At 62.7% G+C, this 12,972-nt stretch carries 14 protein-coding genes; 9 read left to right on the forward strand and 5 right to left on the reverse strand.

The annotated features are described in order from the left end of the window. Nucleotides 1-13: 13 nt before the first annotated feature. The 3 genes from HDE72_RS04715 to zigA are packed head-to-tail and all read right to left on the reverse strand — an operon-like array spanning nucleotide 14 to nucleotide 3,067. Nucleotides 14-808, reverse strand: a complete 795-nt coding sequence (locus tag HDE72_RS04715) for a HoxN/HupN/NixA family nickel/cobalt transporter (protein ID WP_183737559.1) — start codon at nucleotides 806-808, stop codon at nucleotides 14-16. Further along, complete coding sequence (locus HDE72_RS04720) at nucleotides 805-1,809, reverse strand: CobW family GTP-binding protein (protein ID WP_183737560.1); 1,005 nt, start codon at nucleotides 1,807-1,809, stop codon at nucleotides 805-807. The genes HDE72_RS04715 and HDE72_RS04720 overlap by 4 nt, the downstream gene beginning before the upstream one ends. Before the next feature lie 19 nt (nucleotides 1,810-1,828). Further along, on the reverse strand, nucleotides 1,829-3,067 hold the full coding sequence (zigA, locus tag HDE72_RS04725; protein ID WP_183737561.1) for a zinc metallochaperone GTPase ZigA: 1,239 nt from the start codon (nucleotides 3,065-3,067) through the stop codon (nucleotides 1,829-1,831). Between the two features lie 160 nt (nucleotides 3,068-3,227). On the opposite strand from zigA, the gene HDE72_RS04730 reads away from it, so the two are divergent. The 8 genes from HDE72_RS04730 to HDE72_RS04760 all read left to right on the forward strand — a co-directional run bounded on the left by HDE72_RS04730 (nucleotide 3,228) and on the right by HDE72_RS04760 (nucleotide 10,043). Next, nucleotides 3,228-3,884 carry an ABC transporter ATP-binding protein gene (locus HDE72_RS04730; protein ID WP_183737562.1) on the forward strand — a complete coding sequence of 219 codons (657 nt, stop codon included), beginning with the start codon at nucleotides 3,228-3,230 and terminating at the stop codon, nucleotides 3,882-3,884. Continuing rightward, on the forward strand, nucleotides 3,881-5,074 hold the full coding sequence (locus tag HDE72_RS04735; protein WP_183737563.1) for an ABC transporter permease: 1,194 nt from the start codon (nucleotides 3,881-3,883) through the stop codon (nucleotides 5,072-5,074). The genes HDE72_RS04730 and HDE72_RS04735 overlap by 4 nt, the downstream gene beginning before the upstream one ends. A 10-nt stretch (nucleotides 5,075-5,084) precedes the next feature. Then, complete coding sequence (locus tag HDE72_RS04740; RefSeq protein ID WP_183737564.1) at nucleotides 5,085-5,564, forward strand: DUF3299 domain-containing protein; 480 nt, start codon at nucleotides 5,085-5,087, stop codon at nucleotides 5,562-5,564. Continuing rightward, on the forward strand, nucleotides 5,561-6,019 hold the full coding sequence (locus HDE72_RS04745) for a TlpA family protein disulfide reductase (RefSeq protein WP_183737565.1): 459 nt from the start codon (nucleotides 5,561-5,563) through the stop codon (nucleotides 6,017-6,019). The genes HDE72_RS04740 and HDE72_RS04745 overlap by 4 nt, the downstream gene beginning before the upstream one ends. A gap of 131 nt (nucleotides 6,020-6,150) precedes the next feature. Continuing rightward, nucleotides 6,151-6,798, forward strand: coding sequence for a hypothetical protein (locus HDE72_RS04750; protein WP_260176492.1), 648 nt, complete (start codon nucleotides 6,151-6,153; stop codon nucleotides 6,796-6,798). Continuing rightward, nucleotides 6,783-7,100 carry a GGDEF domain-containing protein gene (locus HDE72_RS27690; RefSeq protein ID WP_260176493.1) on the forward strand — a complete coding sequence of 106 codons (318 nt, stop codon included), beginning with the start codon at nucleotides 6,783-6,785 and terminating at the stop codon, nucleotides 7,098-7,100. The genes HDE72_RS04750 and HDE72_RS27690 overlap by 16 nt, the downstream gene beginning before the upstream one ends. A 90-nt stretch (nucleotides 7,101-7,190) precedes the next feature. Beyond that, on the forward strand, nucleotides 7,191-9,293 hold the full coding sequence (locus HDE72_RS04755; RefSeq protein ID WP_183737566.1) for a bifunctional 2',3'-cyclic-nucleotide 2'-phosphodiesterase/3'-nucleotidase: 2,103 nt from the start codon (nucleotides 7,191-7,193) through the stop codon (nucleotides 9,291-9,293). A gap of 57 nt (nucleotides 9,294-9,350) precedes the next feature. Next, nucleotides 9,351-10,043 (forward strand): tetratricopeptide repeat protein, encoded by a 693-nt coding sequence (locus tag HDE72_RS04760; RefSeq protein WP_183737567.1) that lies wholly within the window; start codon nucleotides 9,351-9,353, stop codon nucleotides 10,041-10,043. A gap of 22 nt (nucleotides 10,044-10,065) precedes the next feature. Here HDE72_RS04760 and HDE72_RS04765 read toward each other — a convergent pair whose 3' ends face one another. Beyond that, nucleotides 10,066-10,797, reverse strand: coding sequence for an SDR family oxidoreductase (locus tag HDE72_RS04765; RefSeq protein WP_183737568.1), 732 nt, complete (start codon nucleotides 10,795-10,797; stop codon nucleotides 10,066-10,068). A gap of 69 nt (nucleotides 10,798-10,866) precedes the next feature. Here HDE72_RS04765 and HDE72_RS04770 point away from each other — a divergent pair, with 69 nt between their 5' ends. Continuing rightward, nucleotides 10,867-11,499 carry a TetR/AcrR family transcriptional regulator gene (locus tag HDE72_RS04770; RefSeq protein WP_183737569.1) on the forward strand — a complete coding sequence of 211 codons (633 nt, stop codon included), beginning with the start codon at nucleotides 10,867-10,869 and terminating at the stop codon, nucleotides 11,497-11,499. On the opposite strand, the gene pdxR is transcribed toward HDE72_RS04770, so the two are convergent. Next, on the reverse strand, nucleotides 11,496-12,938 hold the full coding sequence (pdxR, locus tag HDE72_RS04775; RefSeq protein ID WP_183737570.1) for a MocR-like pyridoxine biosynthesis transcription factor PdxR: 1,443 nt from the start codon (nucleotides 12,936-12,938) through the stop codon (nucleotides 11,496-11,498). The two genes, HDE72_RS04770 and pdxR, sit on opposite strands and share 4 nt — an antisense overlap. Between the last annotated feature and the right edge of the window lie 34 nt (nucleotides 12,939-12,972).

Here is a 12,972-nt window from a genome sequence, read left to right on the forward strand (position 1 = left end):
CAAATAAGCAGACTCAGGGCCGTGCCTGGCGCAAGCCATACAAGGTCCAGCCATATAAGCCTGCCATCAGCAGCACCATCGCTGCGCCCACGGCCGCATACCAGGCGTCGGACAAGGCAAGTTCGGGCTGCAGCTTGCTGGCTGCCAGGTAGAGCGCCATCAGCAGGCAGATGGCGACGATGGGCCAGCCCAGGCGGCGACGGAAGGCGCGCATCACGTCTTCCTTGCCGGTGCGCATGACCCTGGCCGTGACCCAGCCGTCGAACAAATCCGTCACACCCATGCCCAAGGTAAATACCAGGCCCGTCATCAACGCCGGGCCCATGCCGCCCAGGGCCACGGCGGCATAACCCCAGGCCGCCGCCTGCACGGCGGTGTCGACCACCAGCGCAAACAGCATGCCGACCAGCACGCCTGCCACCGGGCCGGATGCGCCGCGCAGCCACGGCGGCAAGATGCGGCTGCGCACGCTGGCCAGGACCGGACCTTGCTTGCTGAGCAAGGAGCGGCCATTCATCACGGCGATGATCAACAGCAAGGCAATCGGCAGCCACTCCAGCGCGTCAAACACTTCCGGCGACAAGGCCAGTTCGCTCGACGCCATGGCCGCCGCAGCGATGATGGCCAGCACGGTGATGCCATGGCCCAGGGCAAACATGCCGCCCATCCATGGCATCCAGCGTGGGTGAGTCGGCATGCTGCGCATGGTCAGACCATCGACGGCGGCCAGGTGGTCGGGTTCCAGTCCGTGCCGCATGCCGAGGATAAAGATCAGCGCCAGGGCGGGCAAGCCCGCTTCCACGCTCACGCCGCCTCCATGATGGCGGGACTGACGCCGGCCACGCACTTGTCCAGGCCACGGATCAGCATATCCTGCGGCAAGTCGCGGCCGATAAAGATCATCTTGCTGGCCCGCGTTTCACCGTCGCGCCACGGTGCGCCCAGTTCCGAACCCATCAGCATGTGCACGCCCTGGAAGACGGCGCGGCATGGCGTGCCGGCAATGTGCAAGATGCCCTTGTAGCGCATCAACTGCGTGCCAAAGATTTGCACCACGGCATCGAGGAAGTTTTCCACCTGCATCAGGTCCATCGCCTGCGGCTGGTGGTACACAAACGATTGCACGCCGTCGCCATGGCGATGGCCCAGTTCGCCGAGGAAATCCGGCTCCAGTTCGACGATGGCGTTCAGGTTAAAGCCACGGATATTGAGGATATCGCGCAGCGGCACATTGCCGAAGCTCACTTTTTGTATGCTGGCGCGGCAATTGATGGCCACCAGGCGCTGGCGCAAGGCAGCCAGTTCGTCCTTGCTGACCAGATCCGTTTTCGACAGCAGGATGCGGTCGGCAAAGCCCACTTGCTCCTGCGCTTCCTTGTGCAATGTCAATTGCTGTTGCGCATGGCGCGCATCGATCACCGTCAAAATGGCGTCGAGCATGTAAAACTCGCTGACGGATGGTTCGGCAAAAAAGGTTTGCGCCACCGGCCCCGGCGCGGCCAGGCCCGTCGTCTCGATAATCACATGGTCAAACGCTATCGTGCCCGCCTCGCGTTTGGCATGCAGCTCGCCGAGGATGCGTATCAAGTCGCCGCGCACGCTGCAGCAAATGCAGCCATTGTTCATTTCCACGATCTGCTCGTCGCGCTCTTGCACCAGCAGCGCATGGTCGATGCTTTCGGCGGCAAACTCGTTTTCGATCACGGCAATGCGGTAACCGTGGTCCGCTTGCAAGATGCGTTTCAATAAAGTGGTTTTCCCGCTGCCGAGAAAACCGGTGATGATGGTGACCGGTATCAATTCTGTCATGCTCGCTTCCTGTTCATGGTTAGTTTTCCTCTTCTTCCAGCTCTTCCATACGCTGCCATTGCGGGAAAGGATCGGGCAAGGTGCGCCAGGCAGCCATGCCCTTGCGCGTTTCGGTAAAGTTCAGCTGGCATTTTTTCAAGTCCGCTTCGATGGCCGCCTGGTCCATGTCCTGGCCGATAAAGACGATTTCCTGGTAGCGGTCGCCATGGGGTTCGGTCCAGCTTGCCTTCAGTTCGGCCAGGGTTTCGGCGTCGGTCGGCCAGCGCTCTTTCGGCACGGAAGCCCACCACAGGCCGACCGGTTCAATATTGATCAGCTTGCCCGCGCCGGACAGGCTGGCCACCCATTCCGGGCGGCTGGCCAGCCAGAAATACCCCTTGCTGCGCACCACGCCGGCAATCGGCTGCGAAATATAGTCATGCAGGCGCTGCGCATGGAACGGTTCCCTGGCGCGGTACACAAAGCTGCTGATGCCGTACTCTTCTGTCTCCGGCTTATGTACGCCCGCCAGCTCCTGGGCCCAGCCCGGCATGCTGGCCGCCTCTTCCAGATCAAACAGGCCGGTGCCCATGATGGCGTCCAGCGGCACCACGGATTGATTGGTTTCAATCACGCGCGCGCCAGGGTTCAAGGCCTTGATCACGCCCAGCACGCGCAGGCGCTCGGCCGCATCGACCATGTCCACCTTGTTGAGCACGATCACATTGGCAAATTCGATCTGTTCCGTCAGCAAATTGGCCAGCTGGCGGTCATCGCCCTCGCCGGCGATTTCGCCGCGTTGCTCCAGGGTGTCTTCGCTGCCGAAGTCATTGAGCAGGTTGGCGCAGTCGACCACGGTGACCATGCAGTCGATGCGGGCCACGTCGTTCAGGCTATCGCCGTTTTCATCTTCAAAATCAAAGGTGGCGGCCACCGGCATCGGTTCGCCCACGCCCGTCGATTCGATCAAGAGGTAATCGAAGCGGTCTTCCTGGGCCAGGCGGCGCACTTCCAGCAATAAATCGTCGCGCAGGGTGCAGCAGATGCAACCATTCGACATCTCGACCAGTTTTTCCTCGGTGCGCGACAGAGCCGCGCCGGACGCGTCCGCGCTTTCCTTGACCAGCGAGGCGTCGATATTGACTTCGCTCATGTCGTTGACGATGACGGCCACGCGCTTGCCTTCGCGGTTGCGCAGTATGTGATTGAGCAAGGTGGTCTTGCCCGCACCGAGAAAACCGGACAGGACGGTCACGGGAAGTTTGCGATGTTGCGTCATGGAAAATCCTAGAGATGAAGTGGAAACAGCGGATAAGCGATACAGGGCTGGTGATACATTCAGTAATGCAAGTTGATTGCGTTTTTAAATTATAATGCAGCTCACTTGCATTTGTGCAGCATTCTTCACACAGTATTTTTTTGACCAGACCAGAGGCTTCATGCTCCACCTCGCTTCCCTCAGCTATGGCTATGGCCATGGTCGACCCGTGTTATCGGTCGATGCCTTTCACTTGCCCGCAGGCCGCCATGGTTTGCTGCTGGGCCCATCGGGCTCGGGCAAGTCCACCCTGTTGCATTTGCTGGCAGGCATACTCACGCCGCAAGCGGGCAAGCTGGAAGTGGCGGGCATGGAGTTGTCGCAACTGACGCCGCGCCAGCGCGACGGCTGGCGCGGCCGGGCCGTCGGCTTGCTGCCGCAGCAACTTGCGCTGGTGGCCAGCCTGTCGGTGCTGGAAAACGTGCTGCTGCCCGCCTACGCCAGCGGGCAGCGGCCCGATCCTGGCCGTGCGGCAGACTTGCTCGACACCCTGGGCCTGGGCGACAAGCTGGGCGCCTACCCGCATCAGCTGAGCGGCGGCCAGCGGCAACGGGCCGCCATCGCACGCGCCGTGGTGATGCGGCCCAAGCTCATCCTGGCTGATGAGCCGACCGCCAATCTCGACGACCAGGCTTGCGCGGCCGTGGTGCAATTGCTGGCCAGCCAGGCGGAACAGGCCGGCGCCTCGCTATTGATCGCCAGCCACGACGCGCGCGTGCTGGCCGCCTTGCCGGGCGCCAGCGTTTTGCGTTTATCTGCACTGCGGGAGGCCGCATGAATGCGCTGTCCCTGGCCTGGAAAGCCTTGCGCCACAAGCCCTTGGGCACGGCCCTGAATTTATTATTGATGGCGATCGGCATCGCCATGATGACCTTTATCCTGGCCGTTTCCACCCAGCTGGAAGAAGGCGCGCTGCGCGACGCCGAGGGCATCGACCTGGTGGTGGGCGCCAAGGGTTCGCCGCTGCAACTGATCTTGTCTTCCGTCTACCACGTCGATATTCCAACCGGCAACGTGCCCTACCCCATCTTGCAGGCGCTGGCCACGCATCCGCTGGTCAAGACGGCCATTCCGCTGGCCCTGGGCGACAATTTCCACGGTTTTCGCATCGTCGGCACGAATGCCAGTTATGCCGGGCATTACGACGCGCACCTGGCGCAGGGCAAACTGTTCGAACGCCCCATGCAAGCCGTGTTTGGCGCCCTGGCCGCGCGTGAAACGCACGCCACCATCGGCGCCAAATTTGCCGGTTCGCACGGTTTGACGGCCGGTGGCGAACTGCACGACCATGCGCCGTACACGGTGGTGGGCATCTTGCAGCCGACCGGTAGCGTGCTGGACCGCCTGATATTGACGCCCGTCGATTCGGTCTGGCGCGTGCATGAAACCGATCCCGACGAAGCGCAAAAACCGGCGGCCGAGCGCGAGCTGACGGCGGTGCTGGTCGAATATGCCTCGCCGCTGGCGGCCGTCAGCATGCCGCGCTGGGTCAATAGCCAGCCCCGGCTGCAGGCGGCGCAACCGGCATTCGAGGCGGCGCGGCTGTTCGATTTGCTGGGCATAGGCATGGACGTGCTGCGGGCGATCGCCGGCGGCGTGCTGCTGGTGGCCGCCTTGTCAATGTTCGTGGCGCTGTATGGCGCGCTGGAAGAGCGCAAGACCGATATGGCGATTTTGCGCACCCTGGGCGCCAGCCCGGCCAAACTGCTGCGGCTGCTGCTGGCGCAAGGCTTGCTGCTGTCGCTGGCCGGCGCGCTGGCCGGCTGGCTGCTGGGCCACCTGGGCGTGGGCGTGCTGGCGGCAAGCCTGGGCAGTGCGCAGCAATTACATCTGCACACCTGGCGCATCGTCGATGGCGAAGCCTGGCTTCCATTGATCGCCGTGGTGGTGGGGCTGCTGGCCGCCGCCCTGCCCGCCGCGCGCGCCTACCGCACCGATATCGCCGCCACCCTGGCCAGATCCCACTAAAGGACTACCCATGTTGAAAATCATCGTTTTATCGGCTTGCGCCCTCTTGTCCGCCTCGGCCAGCACATGGGCCATGGCCGGCGCCGTCGAGCAGCCGCCCTCGTTTTTTGCCCCCTTGACCGATATTCCGGGTGTCGTATCGTGGAGCTTGCTGGGCAAGGCCACCACGGTGAAAGCGAAAAAAGGCCGCATGGTGCCGCAGTACACGCCGGAAATCAGCGCCCTCGACAATACCGATGTAAAAGTCCAGGGTTTCATGATGCCGCTGGAGCCGGGCCAGAAGCAAAAACATTTTTTGCTGACCGTGACCTCCGCCAGTTGCCCGTTCTGTCTGCCGGCCGGCCCCGAGGGCGTGGTCGAGATCAAAAGCAGGACGCCTGTGAAATTCACCTACGCCCCCATCGTCATGCAAGGTAAATTCAAGGTGCTGGCCAATGACAGCATGGGCTTGTACTACCGCATCACCGATGCGGCGGTGGGATCGGAATGAAACACGGCTTGCTGATACTGCTGCTGGGCATCAACACCGCCAGCGCGGCGCCGCTGCAGCTGGACTTGCCCAGGCTCACAGGCGACGGCCAGGTTAGCCTGAACAGTGTCAAGCACCGGCCCGTGGTCCTCAATTTCTGGGCCAGCAACTGCGTGCCCTGCGTGGCGGAATTGCCGCTGCTGAACGCGCAAGCGGCCAGGCAAAGGCGCACGGCCGTGATCGGCATCGCCATCGATGAGCGGCAAGCGGCGCGGCGCTTTCTGCAACAGCATCCCGCCAGCTATGAGCAAGCGCATGCGGCCCCGCCAGCAAACATGCTGATGGGCAGATTTGGCAATCAAATCAGTGGCTTGCCGTACACAGTGATACTGAATGCTGAGCATGAGGTCTGCACCCGGCGCCTGGGCCGCATCGATGCCAGCTGGCTGGCCAAAGCGGTGGCCGCCTGCACATAAGCCTTGCATGAGGCGAACAGTTGCGAAAAGGCTACCCTTGTACCGCTTTCATTATGATAATACGGTCTCCGTAATTATTTCTGAAAGTGTCATTAGTGCTGAGAATCGACGTATCTTCCCTGGTGATTGCCATGACAGTCAATCTGTTGATCATGGCCGTGGCCTTGCCGTATTTCATGGGGCGGGTGAACCGGGCCGCGCGCTACGCGCAAACCGGCATCGCGCTGCAAACGGCGGGCTGGATTTTCCTGCTGTTATCGAGCACCTGCCAGCGGGGCAGCTGGGCCGACCAGCTGCTGTCGACGCTCGCGATGGCCAGCGTCTCTTCCGGCATGGTGTTCAATGCGATGGCCTTCGAACTATGGTGTGGCCGCAAGCCGGGCGCGCGCGCTGCGGCCGTGATTGCCATACTCATGACTGCCGGCTATGGCATCGGTTTTTCCAACTATGCGTTTCGGGTCGGCTGGGCCAACGGCCTGCTGGCCTTGCAGATCGCCACCGTGGTGCTGAGCCTGTGCCGCGCGCCGCAGGTGCCAGTTGGACGCTGGCGCTGGCTGTTGGTCATATCGCTGTCGATCCAGATGGTGGTGCTGGCCTTGCGCGGCGTGCTGGGCGCGTTCTATACCGCTGAGTTTCCGAATTTCTATGCACCCCACCTGGTCAACCAGTTGTTTGCCTTGTCGTCCAACGCGATGATGGTGTTGTCCGTGGTTATTTCAAGCAAATCAACGATACGCATGGCCATGCCGTTGGCGACCATGCCTTGCAGCTTTTCGTGAACGGCTTGCGGGCCGTCAGCCGCGCCGGCGACCAGTCCTGCCGTTATGGCGGCGAGGAATTCTGCGTGCTGCTCAACTGTGCCGACCTCGCTGCGGTAATCGCGTATGACGAGCGCCTGCGCCTATGGCTGCAACAGCATTCGGCCGGGGAGCTGGGCTTCGCGCTATCCTACAGCGCGGGCATCGCCATGCGGATGCACGATACAGATACTGTCGAAACCCTGCTGCAGCGCGCCGACATCGCCCTGTACGCAGCCAAGTCACAGGGGCGCGGCTGCACGCTCGCCTGGTCTCCCGCATAAAAGCAGCATCCATGCGCCTTGCCAGACTGTCATCGTGCCGTCATATCACAGCGTTACAGTCGCGTCCTTTGAATATTTGTGAGGATAGCAATGAAAACAAATTCGATGGTGACCGCCATGGTCGCGGCGCTGGCCAGCGCAGGCTTGGCCGGCTGTAACGGCAGCTCGAATACGCCAGCCATTCCCGAAGGCACGACGGTGACCCTGGCCTTGCTGGAAACCACGGACATCCATTCGAATGTGCTCGGCTACAACTATTATGCGCTGGCCGAAGATACCAGCCTGGGCCTGGACCGCACCTCTACCCTGATACAGGGCGCGCGCGCGGAAAGTCCGAACAATATCCTGCTCGACGATGGCGACGTGATCCAGGGTACCTTGCTTGCCGACTGGCAAGCCGTCGCTGCGCCCGTGCCTTGCTCGGGCACCCTGGCCGTGCACAAGGCCATGAATGCGCTCAAGTACGACGCGGGCGGCATGGGCAACCACGAATTCAACTACGGCTTGCCTTTCCTGTCGCAAATCACCAATACCGATTTCGGCATCCCTGGCGTGGTGAAACCGGCCGGCACCTGTGGCGCGCCAGCCTACCCATCCGTGCTCAGCAATGTGGTGGGCGTGGCCAGCGGCAAGCCGATCTTCCAGCCGTATGTACTGTTGCCGCGCGATTTCGCCGCCGTCGCGCCCGATGGCAGCAAGCTCAACGTCAAGATCAATGTGGGTGTGATGAGCTTTGTGCCGCCGCAAATCCTGGAATGGGATCAAAAAGTACTGGCAGGCAAAGTCAGCGTAACGGGCGTGCAGGAAGCGGCCAAGCAATATGTGCCTGAATTGCGCAGCAAGGGCGCCGACCTGGTGGTGGCGCTGTCGCACGGCGGCCTGGACACCAGCCCCTACAGCCCGAAAATGGAAAACGGCAGTTATCATTTGACCAGCACCGGCATCGATGCGCTGATGATAGGCCACTCGCACTTGATCTTCCCAAAAGGCAAGGAAGTGGGCGCAGCCGCGCTGGACGCCTCGTTCGCCTCCTTCCCGGCCAGCGCCAGGATCGACCCTGTCAACGGTTTCGTCAACGGCGTGCCGACGGTGATGGCGCAAAGCTGGGGCCGCCGTTTGGGCATCATCAAGATGACCCTCGCCTACCAAAGCGGAAAATGGGTGGTGCAGCCAGCCAAAACGACAGTGGAATCGCGCGGCTTCAAGTACACCGATGGCGCTACCCTGGTCAAGGCCGACCCGGCCATCGCCCCGCTGGTCGCCACCGAACATGCCGCCACCATCGCCTACGCCAAACAGCCGCTGGGCATCAGCACGGATTTTGAAATGTCGGCCTATTTTGCGCTGGTGGGCGACGTCAGCGCCATCCAGCTGGTCAACCAGGCACAGCTGGACTATGTAAAAAACTTCATCGCCAGCAGCACCGACGCCACCTTGGCCAGCTACAAAAACATTCCCGTGATTTCCTGCAGCGCGCCCTTCAAGGCGGGCCGCAACGGGCCGTCCGACTTCACGGACGTGGCGTCCGGCGCCACGCCAGCCGCGCCAATCGGCTTGCAAGTGCGCAATCCGGGCGACTTGTATTTGTACAGCAACAACAATCTGCAAGCCGTGAAGATCAAAGGCTCGGACTTGCGTGCCTGGCTGGAAACCTCGGCCAAACAGTTTGCCCAGATCGACCCAGCGAAGGCCGCCGAGCAAGACCTGGTGCCGTCGTATGGCACGATCTATAACTATGACGTGTTCTACGCCGAAAACAATGCCTTGACGTACCAGATCGACGTGACGAAACCGCTTGGTAGCCGCATCGTCAACCTCATGTACAAGGGCGCGGCGGTGCTGGACGGCGATGATTTTATCGTCGCCACCAATGACTACCGCGCCGGTGGCGGCGGCGCCGTGCCTGGCATCGACGGCAGCAAGACCATCATCAAGTCGCCGGACGCCAACCAGGCCATCGTCAGCAATTACCTGGCAGCCCTCAGCGGCAAGGGCGGCAAGGTGACCCTGGCGGCCAATGGCAGCGCGCGCAGCTGGAGTTTCGTCAAGACGGCCACCAGCGGCCCCGTGATCCTGCGCTCGGCCCCCGGCCACCTGGCGCTGGCGAAAAGCAGCGGGATTGCCAACGTGGTGGCCGAAGGCGGACTCGACGCCAGCGGTTTTGCCAAGTATGCGATTGATTTAAGTAAATAAGCAGGACGGACCGTAACGCGCCAGTTACGGTCCATTCATTCCAGGAAGCAGACCACGATGAAACATTATCTGTCCCTCACCTCGCTGGCACTGGCAGCCGCGCTTGCCGCTTGCCAGTCATCAACACCGCCCAGCTCGGCGGAAATCGAGGCGGCCGCCATGCAGGCGCGCCAGGCCCATGACGCCACGGCCGAGCGCCGCGTGCGCCGCTGGGCAGAGTCAGGCTTGCCGGTGGCCGAACGTGAACTGGCGCTGGTCTACCAGCCTCGCGCCGAACGCCGCGACGAAGCTTTACAGCTGTTTGAGCAGGCAGCGCGTGCCGGCGACACGGAAGCGGCCTTCGAACTGGGCCAGATGCTGCGGCAATCACAACCCGGACAAGCCTGGCTGTGGTACCGCCAGGCGGCCGAACAGCAGCATGCAAAAGCGGCGCTGATGCTGGGCCTGCTGGCGGCCAATGGCGAAGGCGTGACCAAAGACCAGACAGAGGCCGCCCGCTGGCTGGCCGTTTCCAGCGAGCTGGGCAATGCCCACGCCATGTTTTTACTGTACAACGCCTACCGCGAGGGCCGCGGCGTGGTCCCCGATCTGGCCAAAAGCCGCGCGCTGCTGCAAGAATCGGCCCACCACGAATACCCACCCGCGCTGCAGGAACTGGCGATGACCGTGCAGGCGGACGATGCCTTGCAGGCCAGCCATTTGCTCAAGGAAGCCACGGAGCACCGGCATAACAATTGGAACAAGTTCTAGCTTTGTCCAAATACAGCAGAGCCTACCAGGGTGTCTGGCCGCTGGCCTCGACGAAGCGGCCAGACACGGCCCCCTCCCCGAGCAGGGCATAGGCTACTGGCAGCCTTGCGCCCTCCTCGGCGCTCATGAAACCTTGCTGGCCGGTCAGGTCGGTCTTCACGTAGCCCGGGCTGACCGAGTTGATGACGATGGATGTGCCGCGCAGCGCTTCGGCCAGCTGCACCGTCAGCATATTGAGCGCCGCCTTCGAGGCGTTATAGCCAATCAGCCGCGCCGCATAATAGGGTGACGCCGGGTCGCCGTTGAGCGTCAACGAGCCCAGCGAGCTGGACAGGTTGACGATGCGCGCTGCCGGCGCCTTGCGCAGCAGCGGCAGCATTGCTTGCGTTACCGCCAGGGCACCGATGAAATTGGTCTCCATGATGCGGCGCACGGCGTCAAGCGAGGCCGTGCCCGGCGGGCCATCCGCCGCATCGACGATACCGGCATTGTTGACCAGGATGTCGAGCCTGCCATGTTCGGCACGGATCGTTTCGGCTGCCGCCGCGATGCTGGCATGGTCGTCGAGGTCGAGCGGAACGGCTTGCGCTTTCAGCCCCTGAGACAAGAGATCGTCGAGCGCCGCTTTGGCGCGCCCGGCATCACGGGCGCCAAGGATGACGACAACGCCGGCTTGCGCAAGCTGGCGCGCAATTTCCAGCCCGATACCTTTGTTGGCGCCGGTGACGAGGGCAATACGGTGACTGCTGATCATGAATGTTCCTTTCAATATGGGTTTGTTGCAGCTAGTATATGAAGGATCATTCAGTTTGAGAATTCGCATATGACCTTGAGCCCGCCACCCCACCTGACAGCCCGGAAAATGCCGCGCCAGGCCCGTTCGAAGGCGACTTTGGACGCTATTTTCGAGGCAACCATTCAGGTTCTGGTGAGCGATGGGCCGCGCCGGCTGACCACTACCCGGGTCGCCGGGCGGGCTGGCGTCTCGGTCGGCACCATGTACCAGTATTTCCCGCACAAGCAGTCGCTGTTCTACGCGCTCAATGAGCGTTATCTGGAGGCATTGGCGCATGAGGTGGAAACCGCTTGCCAGGCGCAGCATGGCGCGCCGATCGGGCAAATGGTGGAGGCGCTGGTGACGAGCTATTGGAACGCCAAGACAGCGCGGCCCGAAGTCACGCGCGCCCTCTACCGTTCCGTCGTGGAACTCGATAATGAGTCCTTGATTGCGGCCTTCAGCCGCCGCGTCGATATGGCAAGCGCCGCCATGCTGGCAAGCACCTCCGACCTCCCGTTCCATGACCTGCCCACGGTCAACCTGACGCTGCTCGCGACCGTCTTCGGCACGGTCCGCAATGTTTTCGAGCGCAACCTTTCCGGCCCCGAGGCCGAAGCCGTCCACAAGCAGCTGATATTGATGTGCATTGCGTATCTGAAGCTGTCGGCAAGCGCTTAGCCAGGTTTCGCCTGGCGGGCCAGCTTGGCCAGCCGTCCCAGCAAGGAACCATACAGCTCGGGCGCGGTGTTGCCGTAGCCGATCACCAGGCCATTGTCTTCCTCAGTGGGCGCCAGCGAAAAACCGGACAAGGGAGAAACTGCCATGCCATAAGCATGGGCAGCGGCGGCAATCATCTGGTCGGGAAAGGCTGGCGGCAGACGCACGGTGAGGTGCATGCCGCAATGGCCACCGTCTACCGTGTGCGGCACGTCGAAATGGCTGGCCAGCGCCTCGCGCAAGGCTTGCTGGCGGGCGCGGTACAGCCGGCGCATGCGGCCAAGGTGGCGCGCATACTGGCCGCTGTCGATAAAATGCGCCATCGCCAGCTGTTCGTGGCGATGGCCGCCACGCAACATGGCTGCCAGTGGCGCTTGCACCGCAGCCAGCAAGGCGGCTGGCAACACCAGGAAACCCAGGCGCAGCGCGGGAAACATGGTCTTGCTGAAAGTGCCCACGTACAGCACGGGGCCATCGCCAGCCAGGCCCTGCATGGCGGCAATGGGTTCGCCCGCGTGGCGAAATTCGCTATCGTAATCATCTTCGATCAACCAGGCGCCATGCGCGCGCGCCGCCTCGATCAGTTGCAAGCGGCGCGCCACGGGCAACACCGGACCCAGCGGATACTGATGGGCCGGCGTGGTGTAGACCAGGCGCGGCATATCCCTGGACCAATCGTCAAGCGTGGCCGCCAGGCCGTGGCCATCGACCCGCATCGGCAGCATGCGCAAATCTCCCGCCTGCATGGCGGCCTTGATGCCACGGTAGCCAGGATCTTCCACCCAAGCCGCATCACCGGGATTGGTCAGCAGCAGCACGCACAAGCCCAGCGCCTCTTGCGCGCCTTCCGTGATGATGATTTGCTCCGCGCTGCAGCGCACGCCGCGCGCCACCGCCAGATAGCGGGCAATCGCCGCCCGCAAGGCCGGCTCGCCGGCCGGATCGCCATAGCCGAGCGCTGCCGTGTTGCCCTGATACCCAACATCCATGGCGCGGCGCCAGGCGGCCAGCGGAAACTGCGGCAGCGCCGGCTCGCCTGGCCGCAGCGCCGCCGGCTTGTGCATCAGCAAAGGCCTTGCAAATTGCGCCACGCGCCGGGCCAGCATGGGCGCCGGTGCGGTAGCCGGCTTTTGGTCGCCGTGCAGTCGCGGGGCCACTTGCGTACCTTGTCGGCGCGCAATGACATACCCTTCCACGGCCAGTTGCTCGTACACCGCGCTGACGGTATTGCGGGCTATGCCCAGGGTGGCCGCCAAGGCGCGCGAACCAGGAAGGCTGCTTCCAGCCGGCAGGGCGCCGCCGAGGATGGATGTCTTCAGGCGCGCATGCAATTGCCGCTGCAACGGTGCGGCATCGGGATCGCGCGACAGCGGCAGGTCCAAAAAGGTTTGCGGGTGCATGGTCAGCTCAGGATAGGGTTTGTGGCACCATCAA

This window comes from Janthinobacterium saanense (genome assembly GCF_014200675.1).
GTDB lineage: Bacteria > Pseudomonadota > Gammaproteobacteria > Burkholderiales > Burkholderiaceae_D > Janthinobacterium.